Origin of the sequence: Mesorhizobium sp. B2-6-4 (genome assembly GCF_006441495.1) — a bacterium.
Lineage (GTDB): Bacteria > Pseudomonadota > Alphaproteobacteria > Rhizobiales > Rhizobiaceae > Mesorhizobium.
In genome coordinates, this window is the sequence record NZ_VFUE01000001.1 from 502922 (window position 1) to 518862 (window position 15941).

The window sequence follows — 15941 nt, forward strand, 5'->3', positions numbered from 1 at the left end:
AAAATCGACGCCGGCGTGAAGCTTCACTCGACCGTGATTTCGATGACGCGCGGCAACCCCGTTGCCCGGGCGCGCTTCAGCGCGAGTGGTAAGGCGCCGGTATCGGCGATCCGTTCGGCGCCGATGCCATAGGCCTCGGCCAGTTTGCAGAAATCCGGCGGTGCCGGGGACACGCCGACGGGTTCCACGCCGACGTCGAGCATCGAAGTCTCGATCTCGCGATAGCCCCTGTTATTCCAGACGACGAAGATAACGGGTGCCGCGGCATCAAGCGCCGCGCCAAGCTCGGGTAAGGTGAACTGGAAGCCACCGTCGCCGGTGAGGCAGACGATCGGCGCGTCTGGCATGGCGAGCGCCGCGCCCACCGCCGCCGGCGGGCCGTAGCCCAGCGCGCCGAAGCCGGTGGCGGCGTTGAACCAGCCGCCCGGCCGGTCGTGATCGTAATAGAGGTTGGCGGCGTAGACGGGCTGGGTGGAGTCGCCGACGATGATCGCGCCCGGCAGGGCGTCGCGGATGGCTTCCACCGCATGGACCTGCGCCGCATGGACGGGAGTCAGTTCGGCGCGAGCCGCCTTTCGCGCCGCCGCGGCGCGGTTCTTCCCGTCCTGCCTGCCCGCGTCGACCGAGCCGAGCGCGGCAAGCAAGGCTTCGATCGCCTCGGCGCAGTCGGCATGGATGGCCACCGTCGCCGGACGGCGCGCCAGCTGATCGGCGCCGATGTCGATGCGGATCAGATTGGCCGGCAGGACAAATCCGCCATCGCCATAGCCGTCATAATCGGTCGGGCCGAACTCGGTGCCGGCGGCAATGACCAGATCGGCCTCGTCCATCAGCGCGCGGACGGCTTTCAGGCTGGGACTGGCCGGTACGCAGAGCGGATGGCGGTGGAGCAGGCCGCGCGCATTGGTCGTCTCGACGACCGGCGCGCCCAGCCTTTCGGCCAGGCGCCGCAGCGCATCCTCGGCGCGCTTGGCGCCGCCGCCGGCCAGGATGAGCGGGAGCCGAGCCGCCGCACAAAGGCTGGCCGCCGCGGCGATGGCCGTCGCCCCGGCAGCCGGTGGCGCGGCATTGCTCAGCACCGCCGCGATCCCATCGGCAGGCTTGACCATGACGTCGGTCGGAATCTCGATATGCACCGGGCCCGGCCGCGACGAGGAAAACAGCGCGAAGGCACGGGCGAGCGCGCCGGGCAGTTCGCCGGCCTCGGTGATACGTTGCGAAAACAGCGCCACCTTTTCCATCATGCCGCGCTGGTCCGGCAGCTCGTGCAGGAAGCCCAGGCCCTTGCCAAGCGTCGGCGTGGCGTTGACGCCCGAGATTACCAGCATCGGCACCGAATCGGCGCGCGCCTGTGCCATGGCGGTGATGGTGTTGGTCAGCCCCGGGCCGGTGATGACGAAGGCGACGCCCGGCCGGCCGCCGGCGCGCGCATAGCCGTCGGCCATGAAGCCCGCGCCCTGCTCGTGGCGCGGCGTGACATGGCGGATCCTCGAACGCGCCAACCCGCGATAAAGCTCGACCGTGTGGACGCCGGGAATACCGAACACGGTGTCGACGCCATGCGCCTCGAGCAGTGAAATCAACGCTTCGCCAATGGTGGTCATTAGTGTTCTCCCCTTTCCGGCTCGAGGCCGAGCTCGGCTTCGACAGCCTTGATCCCAATCGCCGCCAATTCGCCGGGCGAGAACATCTCGCCGGCCAGGCAGCCTTCGATCCAGAGTCCGTCGATGATCGCGTTGATCGCGATGGCATGGTGGCGCAACTGGCTTGCGTCCGGCTTGCACTGTTCGGCGGCGAGCACTTCGGCCACAACCGCCTCCACCTCGTTGCGAAAGCCGAGATAGCCTTCGCGGTGGGCACGGGCCAGGGTCGGATCCGCACCGGCGCGGCCGATGAAGGTTGCCCAGAGCGAAAAAACCCGCGCGTCGATGATCGGCGCGTTGAGGTTGGCGGTGACGAAAGCCGCAAGGCGTTGCCGCGGCGAGGCATCTTCCATGACCAATGCTGCTTTCGCCTGCTCGGTCATGCGGCCGACCAGTGCCGTATAGGCCTCCTGCAGCAGTTCTTCCTTGCCGGGGAAATAGTGCCGGATCAGCCCCGCGGTGACGCCGGCACGCAATGCGATGGTGCGCAAGGTGGCGCCCTGCAGCCCATGTTCGGCCACGCTGTCCAGAGTCGCCTCGATCAGATCCTGCCGCCGCCGCTCCTCGCCCTCGCGACGAAACTTGCGGCGGGATGGCGCATTCATTGGCGCAGGATCGGCCGCGTCAGGCATGTCGGCCCACCTTCGCAGGCGATGCAGAGCGCATCCGCCTCGAAGACTTCAACCATGCAGCCCGCGGCCTCCATCGCGGCCTTGGTCTTGGGAAAGCCTGCGACGGCAATGACGTTGAGCGGGCTAGTCGGCAGTACGTTAAGGCTGAGGCCGTTGGAAGCAGCGAACTCCTCGGCATCGCCTTCGACCAGCCGGATGCCGCGTGCCTTCAGCATTTGATAGAACGGGGCCGGCAAAAGCGGCGAATAAACCAGCGCGAGGTCGTCGGCCAACGGGCTGATCACCGACATCAGGTGCAGGCACGCCTCTTCGCCCTGCCACAGCGGCAGATCAAAGCCGTAGACGGAAACGCCCAGCGGCGTCAGCAGGTTGGAAACCTGCTGGATGCCTTCCTGGTTGGAGCGGACACCGCGCCCGATCGCCAGCGTGCGGGCGTCCACCCAGACACAATCACCGCCTTCGACCTGACCAGGAGCCTCGACGCGGCCGAGGATCGGAATGCCCAGCCTTGTGTAGGTTTCCTCATGCAGCGAGGGCTCCCTGGCGCGTAGTGGCTTACCCATGGACAGGATCAGCGCGCCGCGACCGGTCATCAGCGATGGGTCGTGCGTGAACACCGAATCCGAAAGTCCGTCGGCCTTGTCTTCGATCCATTCGATTTCAGCGCCGGAAGCCGCTACCAACTCAGCAAGGGCCGCGTGCTGCGAGGCAGCTTTCGCCGGATTGAACCCCGGGCCATAGTGCCAGGCAGATCTGTCGGCGTCGCGCATGGCGTTGGCCGCCGACCGCATCAGCACGCGCCGCAGCGTCGCCGCCATGGACTGTGATCCGAAAGCGCTCATCGGTGCCCTTTTTAGCTGAAAAAAATCGAGAAAATTTCATGAAAGGCTATTTATACACTTGCACAACAAGGCCGCAAGTGCCGTAATGAGCGGGATTGACGGGCTCGCGCTGTTGGGTCCATGCTGAAGTCTGGAGCGGGGCAGTACAGCGTATGTTGATTAGCCGGGTAGACGTTCGACGAGCTGCCATCGACTACACGGAGGTCACCCGTTGAGCACGGCGGGAGTTGCCGCAGCCCCATCCGGTGAGGCGCAAAATGGCGCCGCCGAAGCCATCCACGTCGAGAACCTGCACAAGAAATTCGGTGAGCTGCACGTGCTGAAGGGCGTCTCGCTGTCGGCGCGCGACGGCGAGGTCATCGCCATCATCGGCGGTTCGGGCTCAGGCAAATCGACGCTGTTGCGCTGCATCAACTGCCTGGAGAATCCGACCAGCGGCATCATTCGCGTGAATGGCGAGGAGATCAAGCTGAAGGCCGACAGCCACGGCCATACCGTGCCGGCCGACCGCAAGCAGATCGAACGCATCCGTTCCAAGCTCGGCATGGTGTTCCAGAACTTCAATCTGTGGAGCCACATGACGCTGATCGAGAACGTCATCGAGGTTCCCGTGCATGTGCTGGGCGTCAAGCGCGACGCGGCGATCGCCCAGGCCGAAAAGCTTCTCGTCCGCGTCGGCCTCGCCGAAAAGCGGGATGTCTATCCGGCCTACCTGTCGGGCGGCCAGCAGCAGCGCGCCGCGATCGCTCGCGCATTGGCAATCAATCCGCGCGTCATGCTGTTCGACGAACCGACGTCGGCGCTCGACCCCGAACTGGTCGGCGAGGTGCTGAGAGTGATCGGCGACCTGGCGCGCGAAGGCCGCACCATGGTGCTGGTCACCCACGAGATGAAGTTCGCGCGCGAGGTCGCGACGCATGTCGTCTATCTCTACAATGGACTGGTCGAGGAGGAAGGCCCGCCGGAACAGATCTTCGGCGCGCCCAGATCCGAAAGGCTCAAGCAATTCATTCGCAACATCGGCTAGCAAACCGAGGGCGGAAGAAAACCGGGAACCAACAACAAACTGGGAGTCGTAAAATGAAGACTGTTCTGAAGACGTTCGCCGCAGCGCTGCTGCTCGGCGTCGCCGCCATCGGCGTGGCCAAGGCCGATCCGGTCAAGATCGGCATCGCCGCCGAGCCGTATCCGCCGTTCACCTCGCCGGATGCTTCGGGCAAATGGGTCGGCTGGGAGATCGAGTTCATCGACGCCGTCTGCGCCGAGGAGAAGCTCGACTGCGTCATCACGCCCGTCGCCTGGGACGGCATCATCCCGGCGCTGACCACCAAGAAGATCGACCTTATCGTCTCTTCGATGTCGATCACCGACGAACGCAAGAAGACGATCGACTTCTCGGATAAGTACTACAACACGCCGACGGCGATCATCGGACCGAAGGACCAGAAATTCGGCTCCGCGCCGGACGATCTCAAGGGCAAGATCCTGGGCGTCCAGGTATCGACCGTGCATGCCGTCTACGCCAAGAAGCATTTCGGCGCCACGGCATCCGAGATCAAGGAGTACCAGACGCAGGACGAGGCCAACAACGACCTTGCCGCCGGGCGCCTCGATGCGGTCCAGGCCGATTCCATCGCGCTTGGCGAGTTCCTCAAGACCGACCAGGGCAAAGCCTGCTGCGACCTGAAGGGCATGGTGGCTCCGGACGACGAAGTGCTCGGACCGGGCGTTGGCGCCGGCGTGCGCAAGGAAGACACCGAGCTGAAGGAAAAGATCAACGCCGGCATCAAGGCGATCCGCGCCAATGGCAAGTATGACGAGATCTCGAAGAAATACTTCGATTTCGACATATATGGTGGCAGCGGCGCGCAGTCGAACTGACGTGGCGATGCCATGCAGCCGGACTGACGCGTTGGTGCCACGCAGTCGGACTGACGACCATCGCATGGGCTGGAAGACAAGGCACTGACGCCAAGTCCTCCAACCCGACCTTTCCCACGCACCCTTGCCGCCGGCGGCTTGCGCCGGCGGATTGAGCCAGCAATCCGGGGGCGAAGCTGATCGATTCATTTCTTCCGGCCTCTGCGGCCGGCATCATCGAACTCCTGTCGCCCGCGCCCGTCGGCTGGGGCGGGACGCTCATGCTTGGGCTGCTGCATTCGCTTGAGATCGCCGTCGGCGCCACGATCGTCGGACTGTTGATCGGAACCGGCGGTGCCTATGGCAAGCTTTATGGCGGCCCCGTGGTGCGCGACCTGCTGGCGGTCTACACGACCATCGTGCGCGCGGTACCGGAACTGGTGCTGATCCTGCTCCTCTACTACGCCGGTACCGACCTGATAAACCAGATGCTGACCGCCATGGGCTATCAGCGCGTCGACATCAGCGGGCTGGTGGCCGGCATCGCGGTGCTCGGTTTCGTCCAGGGCGCCTACTCGACCGAGGTCATACGCGGCGCCATCCTTGCCGTCCCGCAAGGCCAGATCGAAGCCGCCCGCGCTTACGGCATGTCTCCCGGCCTTCTCTTGCGGCGCATCACGTTGCCGGCAATGCTGCCCTTCTCCATTCCGGGTCTCGCCAATCTCTGGCTGATCGCCACCAAGGATACGGCGCTGCTGGCCGTGGTCGGTTTCTTCGAACTGACGTTGGCGACGCGGCAGGCGGCGGGCGTCACCAAGGCCTACCTGATATTCTATCTCGCGGCCGGCATGCTCTATCTGGCCGTGACGCTGTTTTCGAACCTCGTCCTTGGTCGCGTCGAGAAATGGGCGCGGCGCGGCATGCCGTCGATCAAGGAGGCGCGCTGATGGCGAGCGAAGCGGCCATCATCAACAGCGCGGCCCGCGCCTCGCTCTGGCTGCAGCCGCATCGTATCGTGCTGATCCTGATTGCGCTGGGGCTGGTGCTGTCCGCTGCGTTCTTCATGCGCTGGGACTGGCTGCCGCAATATTACGGCCTGGCCCTGCTCGGCATCTGGCGCGCGCTGTGGATCCTGGCCGTCACCTGTCTGTTGGGCTTCCTGATCGCCGTGCCGGTCGGATTGGCACAGGCTGGCGGCCCGATCTGGTTCGCGGCGCCGGCGAAGGTCTTCTGCACCGTCATCAGGGGAACGCCGCTGCTGTTACAGCTGTGGCTGCTCTACTACGGGCTGGGTTCGTTGTTTCCGCAATATCCGTGGATCCGCGAATCCTGGATGTGGCCCTATCTCAGGCAGGCATGGCCTTACGCCGTCCTGGCGCTGACGCTCTCCTTCGCGGGTTACGAAGGCGAAGTGATGCGCGGCGCCTTTGCCGGCGTGCCGAAGGGGCAGCTCGAAGCCGCACGTGCGTTCGGCATGAGCCGCTGGAAGATCTTCCGGCGTATCTGGCTGCCGCAGGCCTTCTACCGGGCGCTGCCGACGCTGACGGGGGAAACCGTGCTGCAGTTGAAATCGACGCCGCTGGTGGCTACCATCAGCGTCATCGACATCTTCGCCGTTTCGTCGAAGGTCAGACAGGACACTTACCTCACCTATGAGCCCTTGCTGCTGCTTGCCTTGATCTATATGGCGATCACCGGCATTCTGGTCTTCGCCTTCGGCAGGATCGAGGCGCGGATTCCGAACAAGATCGGCTAGGGACCTAGTGAGTAGGGGTTAGTGAGTAGGAAGTGGCTAGTCGCCACCACCCATTGCTGACTACTCACTACTCACCACTCACTAAAGGCAGTCGCCATGCAACTCAGTCTCGAACAGGCAACCGGGCTGTGCCGCATGGCGGCGCTGGGTGCGGGCGCCAACGAGGAAGCGGCGCAATCGCTCACCGCCTCGATCATATCGGCCGAGGCGGAAGGACTCTCGACCGTCGGGCTGTCGCATTTCATCGACTATCTCGAAGCGCTGGAGGCCGGCCGCATCGACGGCAATGCCGAGCCGGTGATCACCCGGCCGGCGCTAGCAGTCTATCTTTCCGATGCGCAAGGCGGGCTGGCGCATACCGGCTTCGACCGCACGCTCGACGAGCTCGCCAAGGCGGCAAGACTGTTCGGCGTCGCCATCTTTTCGCAGAAGAATGCCTATACATGCGGCGCCCTCGGCTACTTTACCGGAAGGCTGGCAGCGCAGGGGCTAGTCTCCTTCGCCGCCACCAACGGTCCCGCCGTGCTTGCCGGTTCGGGCTCGGTCAAGCCGGTCTATTGCACCAACCCGATGTCCTTCGCCGCACCCGCCGCCGACGGTCCGCCGCTGGTCATCGACCAGTCGTCGAGCGCCACCGCCTTCGTCAATATCCGCAAGGCGGCCGAGGACGGCAAGAAGATCCCCGAAGGCTGGGCGCTCGATGCCAGCGGCAATCCCACTACAGATCCGGCCGCAGCCATGAAGGGGGCCATGCTCGCCTTCGGTGGCCAGCGCGGCGCCAACATCGCGCTGATGGTCGAGGTGCTGGCGGCGGGTCTGTCGGGGGCAAACTGGTCGCTCGATGCGCCCTGGTTCACCGGCGGCCCGGACAATCCCGGCACCGGCCTGTTCGTGCTGGCCGTCGAGCCCAAGCTGCTCGATCCGGATTTCGAGCAGCGGATGAAGGATCAGCTCGACCGGCTGCGCCGGCGCTACGGCGTGCACATACCGGGCCGCTCCCGGGCCGAGGCGGCGGAGAAGGCCGCGGCACGGGGCATCAAGGTCTCCAAGGCCGTGGTGCAGCGCATTTCCGAATTCGCCGAGCGCTATTCGGCCTGAAATAAATTCTTCTTTTCAGCTCATCAGCTGCCGGCGCCTGCCCGCGGCATGGCCATGCGTGTTTTTTTCGCGCGCGGTCTGAACCTTTTCGAGCGTCGGGGCGACCAATGCCTGTCCAGGGCAGGATGAGCTTGCCCGATTCAGACCGGGGGAACAGCAAGTCACATCGAAACCTGCTCCACGCCAAGGCATGCCCTTCGCGTCCCGGAAAGCCCAACCTCAATGAAAGGATACCACCATGACCAGCACCAAGACAACCATTCTGACCGCAGTCCTTCTCCTCGGCTCGTTCATGGGCGCGACCCAGGCGGCCAACCTGAAGGCCGCGCCGGTCAAGCCGTCCAGTCCAGGCGTCATTGCCGCGCCGGGCGGCGGCGCTACCGAGGACCACTATTGCAAGAACGGTCACGCGAAATTCGCCAGTTGCAGCACCGATTTCATCGCGGCCTGCAAGAAGGTCGGTGGCACCATGTCGGATGTCCAGGGCTGGGGTGGGCGTACTTGCTTCACGCCCTCCTGATACCGTCTCAGGTCAGGCCGCTCCGTCGGCCCCTGGCTTCGCATGGATGTCATCCGGAAAACCCCGCCTCGGCGGGGTTTTCTGCGTCAGGCAAGGCGTTCTGAAGCGCATTTGTCCTGATGCAATTCCCAAGCTGTTTTTCCTGGGAAAGCCGCTTCACAGCGACGACGCGTCACCCTTTGCGTTTGACGCGAAACGGATTATGAAACGGCTTCAGCCAAGCTTTCGAGCGCCGGAGCCAGCCATGACCGAAATCCTGCAGACCCCCAAGCTCGTCGTCATTTTCGGCGGGTCGGGCTTTGTCGGCCGCCACGTGGTGCGGGCCTTGGCCAAGCGCGGCTATCGCATCAGGGTCGCCTGCCGCCGGCCCGATCTCGCCGGCCATTTGCAGCCGCTCGGCAATGTCGGCCAGATCCAGCCCGTGCAGGCCAATGTGCGCGTGCGCTGGTCGGTCGATCGCGCCGTGCAGGGCGCCGATCATGTCGTCAACCTGGTTGCCGTGCTGCATGAGAGCGGGCGGCAGAAATTCACGGCCGTGCACGAATTCGGCGCTCGCGCCGTGGCCGAAGCGGCACGCGCAGCGGGCGCCGGCCTGACCCATATTTCGGCCCTGGGCGCCGACCTGGAAGCCGCATCCAACTATGCACGCACCAAGGCGCTTGGTGAAAAGGCCGTTCTGGAGACGATCAAGGACGCCGTGATCCTGCGGCCGTCGATCAATTTCGGACCGGAAGATAGTTTCTTCAACCGCTTCGCCAACATGGCGCGTTATTCGCCGGCACTGCCGCTGATCGGCGGCGGCCACACCAAGTTCCAGCTGGTCTATGTCGGCGACGTCGCCGAAGCGGTGGCGCGCTCGGTCGATGGCAAGGTCAAGGGCGGTCAGATCTACGAGCTTGGCGGCCCGCAGGTGCTTACTTTCAAGGAAAGCATGCAGGAAATGCTCGCGGTGATCGAGCGCAAGCGCCTACTGGTTCCGGTGCCGTGGTGGGTGGCGAACCTGCAGGCGTCGATCCTGGGCCTCTTGCCCAACCCGCTGCTGACCAAGGACCAGGTGCTGCAATTGCGCGAGCATAATGTCGTGTCGGAGGAGGCCGCCAGGGCCAACCGCACGCTTGCCGGCCTCGGCATCCAGCCGCAGGCGCTCGGCACGATCCTGCCAAGCTATCTCTGGCGTTTTCGCGCGGCCGGCCAGTTCCAGCGCAAACCGGCGGTCTGAACATAGGCCGACGGCGGGCGATTACAGGCGCGAAGTGATCCGCATGGGCAGCCCGCTTTGCGGCTGGGTGGTCAGCTTCTGGACCGGCCACGGCCTGGTTTGCGCGATGGAATCGAAGCGGAAACGCGACAGCAGGACGGCGAGCGCGATGATCGCTTCCTGCATGGCGAAGCTGGCGCCGATGCAGACGCGCGGCCCGGCGCCGAACGGCAGATACTGAAAGCGGTCGATCTTTTCGCGGTTGCCCGGATGGAACCGCTCCGGCATGAACGCGTCCGGCCTGTCCCACAGCTTCCTGTGACGGTGGACGACCCAAGGCATGACCAGCACGGCCGCGCGCCCCGGGATGTGGAGATCCCTCCAGTTCTCCGGCTCGATCGGCTCGCGGTTGATCGACGGCGCCGGCGGATAGAGCCTGAGCGCCTCGTCGAAGGCGGCGCGGGTGAGCGGCATGGCGTCCAGCCATCTGGTCGGATCGGGCTCGCGCGCCAGCACGGCATCGATCTCGCGCTCGATCTTTTCCCGCTCCCATGGCGCCTCGGCCAGGCAATAGAGCGTCCAGCCCAAGGCTCGCGCCGTGGTCTCATGGCCGGCACCGATGAAGGTGATGATGTTGTCCTCGACTTCCGAGCGTGTCAGCCCGTCCGGCCCCTCGGCCTTGAGCAGGAGGGTCAGGAAATCCTGCGGCACGGCATCGGCATCGCGCCTGAGTCTCTGTTCGCGTATCTTGACCGTATTGCTGACGATCTTGCGGAAATAGGCCATGGTCTTGCGGCCGCGGATGCGGGTAAGCCGCGGCAGCCATTCGGGCGCGCGCAGCAGGTCTAGCGGATCGACGCGGCCCATGGTCTCGAACAGCCGGTCGATCTCCTTGGCGAAACTGCCCGGCTCCCCCGCGATTTCCCCGGAGAACAGCGTCTCGGCCAGGATGTCGTAGGTCAGCAGCGTCATGTCGTGGGCAATGTCGGAGATGCCGCCATCCTCGTAGCGGGAGGCGAATTCAAGCGTGCGCTTGAGCATCGGTCCCGCGAAACCAAAGATGTGACGCGGCGTGAACACCGGCGCCATCGCCTTGCGCGAACGCTTCCAGACCTCGCCTTCGGCCGTCAGCAAGCCGTCGCGCAGGATCGGCCGCAGGATGAGCTGGCGCACCGTCGCCATCTTGTAGTTCCTGGCATTGTCGACCAGGACATGGCGAATGAGCCCCGGGTCATTGGCGATGACCAGCGGTCCACCGACGCCGTTCACCGAGATCCAGGGCTCGTTGTAGGTCGGCTCTCCCCACAGCTCGAGCGGGTTGCGGTAGACGATGCGCATCATCTCCAGCGTCGAGGGCGGCGATGTGCGCGGCCTCGGCGCCGGCGGAACGAAGGGGGCGGGCTGAGTGTCCATGGCTGCTCCGCTGGCAAGCGCGTCGCGCTAGTCCTTGCCTCCGTTCGATGTAGTGACTGACGCACGGCGCGTCCATGTGGCCTGACGATAAAAGCCCGTGCCCCGACGGGACGGAGCGATGCTCCCATCATCTGATTGTGACCGCTCGCCAAACGGCGCGGTCTTGTCCATGACGGCGCTCTGCCGTAGGTCACAGTCACCAACAGATACCGTCAATCGAAGGAGCCCGCCTTGAAGCACCAGTTGAACATCATCATCGGCAGCACCCGGCCGGGCCGGGCCGGGCCGGTTTTCGCTCACTGGCTGGAGCGGTTCGCGCGCGAGCACGGCAAGTTCGAACCGGTGCTGACCGACATCGCCGCCTTCGATCTGCCGGTGCTGGACGAGCCGCACCATCCCAGGCTCGGCAACTACCTGAACGATCATACCAAGGCCTGGTCGAAGGCCGTCGATGCCGCCGACGCTTTCGTCTTCGTGGCACCGGAATATAATTACTTCGTCGCACCGGCCATCGTGAACGCGATCGACTATCTCTCGCGCGAATGGAAATACAAGCCCGCCGCCATCTTCAGCTATGGCGGCGTTTCCGGTGGCCTGCGCGCGGCACAGGCGCTCAAGCCGCTGCTGACCTCCGTCGGCGTCATGCCGGTTCCGGAAGGCATCGCGCTGCCGCTGTACCAGAAGCTGCTGGGGACCGACGGCTCCTTCGAAGCGAGCGAGCAGGTGCAGGGCGGGGCAAGAACCATGCTGGAGGAGTTGCTGCGCTGGAGCGAGGCGCTGAAGCCGATGCGCGCCGGCTGATGCAAGCCGGCTCGCCCGCGCCGTAGACAGGCGGAATGTCGGCAAACGACCGAACCGTGGGCGGTTCGGCCTGCGTTTGCCATGCGCTTTGCTGCCGGTGCTTTTTGATCGCCGTCGTCGCGGCGGCGGAAGGCACTTGCGCAAGCTCTGGCGGCTGGCGACCCTGCCAATGCCGAGCGGGCAGAAGGGGCAGCCGGCGCCAAGATAGAAGTTCACGATCAAAATTCCTGCGCGACCGGCTGGCTAAGGTCAAAGCCTCTCGCCAATAGCTGGCCGACGGTGCGCTTTTCCGCCCGGAAATGCCTGCAAACCTTGGAAAAACCACCTTTAACGCCTATATCTAGGCAATATTGAAAGCGCGATTCGGGGGCGATTTTTCGCGCTCCACTAGCCGCCTCTAGACAACAGGTTTTCATGAGCGACCAGACTGAGAACGCCAACGGCGCCGAAGCCGAATACGGCGCAGATTCCATCAAGGTTTTGAAGGGCTTGGATGCCGTCCGCAAACGGCCCGGCATGTATATCGGCGACACCGATGACGGTTCGGGCCTGCATCACATGGTCTATGAGGTCGTCGACAACGCCATCGACGAGGCACTGGCCGGTCATGCCGATCTCGTCACGGTGACGCTCAATCCCGACGGTTCGGTCACCGTCATCGACAATGGGCGCGGCATTCCCACCGATATCCATCCCAGCGAAGGCATTTCGGCAGCCGAAGTGATCATGACGCAGCTGCATGCCGGCGGCAAGTTCGACCAGAACTCCTACAAAGTGTCCGGCGGCCTGCACGGCGTCGGCGTCTCTGTGGTCAACGCCCTGTCGGCCTGGCTGAAGCTCAAGATCCGCCGCAATGGCAAGATCTTCGAGATGAGCTTCACACACGGCAATGCCGACGCGCCGCTGAGCGTTACCGGCACCTACGAACAGGACAAGCAGCCCGGCACCTATGAAGGCCGCAGCGGCAGCGAGATCACCTTCTTTCCGTCGTCCGAGACCTTCACGATGGTCGAATTCGATTTCGGCACGCTGGAGCATCGGCTGCGCGAGCTTGCGTTCCTGAATTCGGGCGTGCGCATCGTGCTGACCGACGCCCGCCACGCCGACGTCGTGCGGCATGAGCTGCACTATGATGGCGGCCTGGAGGAATTCGTCAAATATCTCGACCGGGTCAAGAAACCGCTGATCGACAAACCGATCGCCATCAGGGCCGAGCGCGACGGCATCACCGTCGAAGTGGCCATGTGGTGGAACGACAGCTACCACGAGAATGTGCTGGCCTTCACCAACAACATCCCGCAGCGCGACGGCGGCACCCATCTCGCCGGTTTTCGCGGCGCCCTGACGCGTCAGATCACCGGATATGGCGATTCCTCGGGCCTGACCAAGAAGGAAAAGGTCTCGCTGATCGGCGACGATTGCCGCGAGGGACTGACGGCAGTACTGTCGGTCAAGGTTCCCGACCCGAAATTCTCCTCGCAGACCAAGGACAAGCTGGTCTCCTCGGAAGTCCGGCCCGTGGTCGAAGGGCTGGTCAACGAGGCGCTCGGCACCTGGCTCGAAGAACATCCGAGCGAAGGCAAGGTCGTGGTCGAGAAGGTGATCCAGGCCGCGGCGGCGCGCGAGGCCGCGCGCAAGGCGCGCGACATCACCCGCAAGACCTCGCTGGGCGTCACCTCGCTGCCCGGCAAGCTTGCCGACTGCCAGGAACGCGATCCGGCGAAGTCCGAGATCTTCATTGTCGAGGGCGATTCGGCCGGCGGCTCCGCCAAGGGCGGCCGCTCGCGCCAGAACCAGGCCATCCTGCCGCTGCGCGGCAAGATTCTCAATGTCGAGCGCGCCCGCTTCGACCGCATGCTCAGTTCCGACATGATCGGCACGCTGATCACCGCGCTCGGCACGTCGATCGGCAAGGACGAATTCAACGCCGACAAGCTGCGCTACCACAAGATCATCCTGATGACCGACGCCGATGTCGACGGCGCGCATATCAGGACGTTGCTGCTCACCTTCTTCTTCCGGCAGATGCCGGAATTGATCGAACGCGGCCATCTCTATATCGCCCAGCCGCCGCTTTATAAGGTGACGCGCGGCAAGAGCTCGCAATACATCAAGAACGAAAGCGCGTTCGAGGAATTCCTGATCGGCTCGGGACTGGAAGAAGCCTCGCTCACGCTCGGCTCCGGCGAGGTTCGCGCCGGACAGGACCTGCGGGCGGCGATCGACGATGCGCTCGCCGTGCGCCAGCTCATCAACGGCCTGCACACGCGCTACAACAGAGGCGTCGTGGAGCAGGCGGCGATCGCCGGCGGCCTCAATGCCGACGTCGTCGCCGATCTTGGCCGCGCCAATGCGATGGCGGAGCGGATCGCGCAACGTCTCGACATCATTGCCGAGGACACCGAGCGCGGCTGGACCGGCCGGATGTCGACTTCGAATGAGGGTATCGGCGGCTATGTGTTCGAACGCACGGTGCGCAGCGTCAAGGAATACGCCCATCTCGATATGGCGTTGATCAATTCAGCCGATGCGCGACAGCTCGACCGCTACGCGCAGCGGCTCAGCGACGTCTATGGAGCGCCGCCCGTGCTGCGCCGCAAGGATGTCTCGGAACCCATCTCGGGACCGTTGGCACTGCTCAACGCGGTGTTCGCGACCGGCCGCAAGGGCCTGACCATGCAGCGCTACAAGGGCCTGGGCGAGATGAACGCCGAGCAGCTTTGGGAAACCACGCTCGATCCGAACGTGCGTTCGCTGCTGCAGGTCAAGGTGAACGACGCCACCGACGCCGACAGCCTGTTCTCGCGGCTGATGGGCGACGAGGTCGAGCCGCGGCGCGAGTTCATCCAGGACAACGCGCTGTCGGTGGCCAATCTGGACATTTAATCCGGAGTCATCCCGGGACCATTGGCGCGCGTCGGTCGCGCCAGTGTTTCCCTTGCGAGATTCATTCGAACCGCCGGAACGGAAGCTTCTTTCCAGCATTGTGACAGTATCGATCACAATTCCTGGCGAAGGAGGCTCCCATGGGACGCGGCATCTTGCTCTGGTTACTCGGGGTTCCAATCCCGATCATCCTTCTCATCATGCTTTTCGCGCGATAGGGGGCTGTCATGCAGTCCACCCTGTCGATCACGGATGATCCCGGCGCGGTGGAATCGTCCGCCACCGCTATCAGCTGGGGTCCGATCATCGCCGGTGCCTTCGCCGCCTCGACATTGACCTTCATCCTGATGCTGCTCGGCTCCGGCCTGGGGTTGAGCATGGTCTCGCCATGGTCGGGCTCAAGCGCCTCTATCACCAGCTTCGCGGTTTCGACCGCGGTCTGGCTGATCGTCGTGCAATGGCTGTCATCCGGCCTCGGTGGCTATCTTGCCGGCCGGCTGCGCACCAAATGGGTGGGCGTGCATACCGACGAGGTTTATTTCCGGGATACGGCTCATGGCTTCCTGGCATGGGCGCTGGCGACGCTGCTGGTTGTCGGCGTACTCGGCTCGGCGCTGTCGGCGGCTGTGGGTTCCGGCGTCCAGGCTGTATCCAGCGTGGCCGCCGGCGCCGCCCAGGGCGCTTCGGCCGGTGCATCGGCCAATGCAGGCGGGGCATCGACGGACAATGCCACATCCTATCTGGTGGACTCGTTGTTCAGGCCGGCGGACGCGGCGAGACTGGCGGCAGCCAATCCGCAAAACGACGCGGCGGCGGCGGCGCAGGCATCGCGCATCCTGGTCGCCAGCGCTGCGGCTGGCGAGGTTTCGCCCGAGGACAAGACATACCTGTCGCAGCTGGTCGCGGCACGCACCGGCCTGTCGGAAGCAGACGCCAAGACGCGTGTCGATACGCTGCTGGCAAAGGCGCAGGACGCCAAGGCCAAGGCCCAGCAGGCGGCCGATACCGCCAGGAAGGCGAGCGCCACATTTGCGCTTCTCGGCGCCCTGTCGCTGGTCATCGGCGCCTTCATCGCCAGCGCCGCGGCCGCCCTCGGCGGCAGGCAGCGCGACGACGAGGAGGCCGTGTTCCTGACCAGCCGTTGAACATCGTCCCAAGTCCAAAACTGAAGAAGCCCGGCGAGCCGGGCTTCTTCATGCGGACGATCTGACCGGGTCAGTGATCCATGGCCTTGACGATTTCCTCGGTCATCTTCTTGGCGTCGCCGAGCAGCATCATGGTGCCGTCCTTGT

At 64.5% G+C, this 15941-nt stretch carries 14 protein-coding genes; 10 read left to right on the top strand and 4 right to left on the bottom strand.

The genetic code is table 11. From position 1 onward, the window contains the following. Nucleotides 1-23: 23 nt before the first annotated feature. Genes FJ426_RS02320 through FJ426_RS02330 form a run of 3 tightly spaced genes read right to left on the bottom strand, consistent with a single transcriptional unit; the run spans nucleotide 24 to nucleotide 3117 of the window. Nucleotides 24-1604, bottom strand: coding sequence for a 5-guanidino-2-oxopentanoate decarboxylase (locus tag FJ426_RS02320; RefSeq protein ID WP_140559772.1), 1581 nt, complete (start codon nucleotides 1602-1604; stop codon nucleotides 24-26). Beyond that, nucleotides 1604-2275, bottom strand: a complete 672-nt coding sequence (locus tag FJ426_RS02325; protein WP_140497252.1) for a TetR family transcriptional regulator C-terminal domain-containing protein — start codon at nucleotides 2273-2275, stop codon at nucleotides 1604-1606. The genes FJ426_RS02320 and FJ426_RS02325 overlap by 1 nt, the downstream gene beginning before the upstream one ends. Next, nucleotides 2245-3117 carry a dimethylarginine dimethylaminohydrolase family protein gene (locus FJ426_RS02330; RefSeq protein ID WP_140559773.1) on the bottom strand — a complete coding sequence of 291 codons (873 nt, stop codon included), beginning with the start codon at nucleotides 3115-3117 and terminating at the stop codon, nucleotides 2245-2247. Before FJ426_RS02330 ends, FJ426_RS02325 begins: the two co-directional genes overlap by 31 nt. Before the next feature lie 211 nt (nucleotides 3118-3328). Here FJ426_RS02330 and FJ426_RS02335 point away from each other — a divergent pair, with 211 nt between their 5' ends. The 7 genes from FJ426_RS02335 (at nucleotide 3329) to FJ426_RS02365 (ending at nucleotide 9570) form a co-directional block, all read left to right on the top strand. After that, a complete protein-coding gene (locus FJ426_RS02335; RefSeq protein ID WP_140559774.1) occupies nucleotides 3329-4144 on the top strand; it encodes an ABC transporter ATP-binding protein in 816 nt (271 codons plus the stop codon). A 53-nt stretch (nucleotides 4145-4197) separates the two neighbouring features. Continuing rightward, nucleotides 4198-4998 (top strand): transporter substrate-binding domain-containing protein, encoded by an 801-nt coding sequence (locus FJ426_RS02340; RefSeq protein ID WP_140559775.1) that lies wholly within the window; start codon nucleotides 4198-4200, stop codon nucleotides 4996-4998. Nucleotides 4999-5258: 260 nt separating this feature from the next. Then, a complete protein-coding gene (locus FJ426_RS02345; protein ID WP_140559776.1) occupies nucleotides 5259-5924 on the top strand; it encodes an ABC transporter permease in 666 nt (221 codons plus the stop codon). Next, entirely contained in the window at nucleotides 5924-6733 is an 810-nt protein-coding gene (locus tag FJ426_RS02350; protein ID WP_140497262.1) for an ABC transporter permease, read from the top strand. Before FJ426_RS02345 ends, FJ426_RS02350 begins: the two co-directional genes overlap by 1 nt. A 96-nt stretch (nucleotides 6734-6829) precedes the next feature. Next, entirely contained in the window at nucleotides 6830-7831 is a 1002-nt protein-coding gene (locus FJ426_RS02355; protein WP_140497264.1) for an Ldh family oxidoreductase, read from the top strand. A gap of 238 nt (nucleotides 7832-8069) precedes the next feature. Next, the gene (locus tag FJ426_RS02360) at nucleotides 8070-8351 is read left to right on the top strand and encodes a hypothetical protein (RefSeq protein WP_140556914.1); all 282 of its coding nucleotides are present in this window, start codon (nucleotides 8070-8072) and stop codon (nucleotides 8349-8351) included. A gap of 244 nt (nucleotides 8352-8595) precedes the next feature. After that, nucleotides 8596-9570 carry a complex I NDUFA9 subunit family protein gene (locus tag FJ426_RS02365; protein WP_140559777.1) on the top strand — a complete coding sequence of 325 codons (975 nt, stop codon included), beginning with the start codon at nucleotides 8596-8598 and terminating at the stop codon, nucleotides 9568-9570. Nucleotides 9571-9591: 21 nt separating this feature from the next. Here the strand turns inward: FJ426_RS02365 and FJ426_RS02370 are convergent, their stop codons facing one another. Next, nucleotides 9592-10962: a cytochrome P450 gene (locus FJ426_RS02370; protein WP_140824720.1), complete on the bottom strand. Its 1371-nt coding sequence runs from the start codon at nucleotides 10960-10962 to the stop codon at nucleotides 9592-9594. Nucleotides 10963-11193: 231 nt separating this feature from the next. Here FJ426_RS02370 and FJ426_RS02375 point away from each other — a divergent pair, with 231 nt between their 5' ends. From FJ426_RS02375 to FJ426_RS02385, 3 genes are all read left to right on the top strand, one after another. Further along, on the top strand, nucleotides 11194-11763 hold the full coding sequence (locus FJ426_RS02375) for an NADPH-dependent FMN reductase (protein WP_140497272.1): 570 nt from the start codon (nucleotides 11194-11196) through the stop codon (nucleotides 11761-11763). Nucleotides 11764-12177: 414 nt separating this feature from the next. Next, nucleotides 12178-14649 (top strand): DNA topoisomerase (ATP-hydrolyzing) subunit B, encoded by a 2472-nt coding sequence (gyrB, locus tag FJ426_RS02380; protein ID WP_140525837.1) that lies wholly within the window; start codon nucleotides 12178-12180, stop codon nucleotides 14647-14649. Between the two features lie 227 nt (nucleotides 14650-14876). Further along, complete coding sequence (locus FJ426_RS02385) at nucleotides 14877-15794, top strand: hypothetical protein (RefSeq protein ID WP_140497276.1); 918 nt, start codon at nucleotides 14877-14879, stop codon at nucleotides 15792-15794. Nucleotides 15795-15941 lie beyond the last annotated feature (147 nt).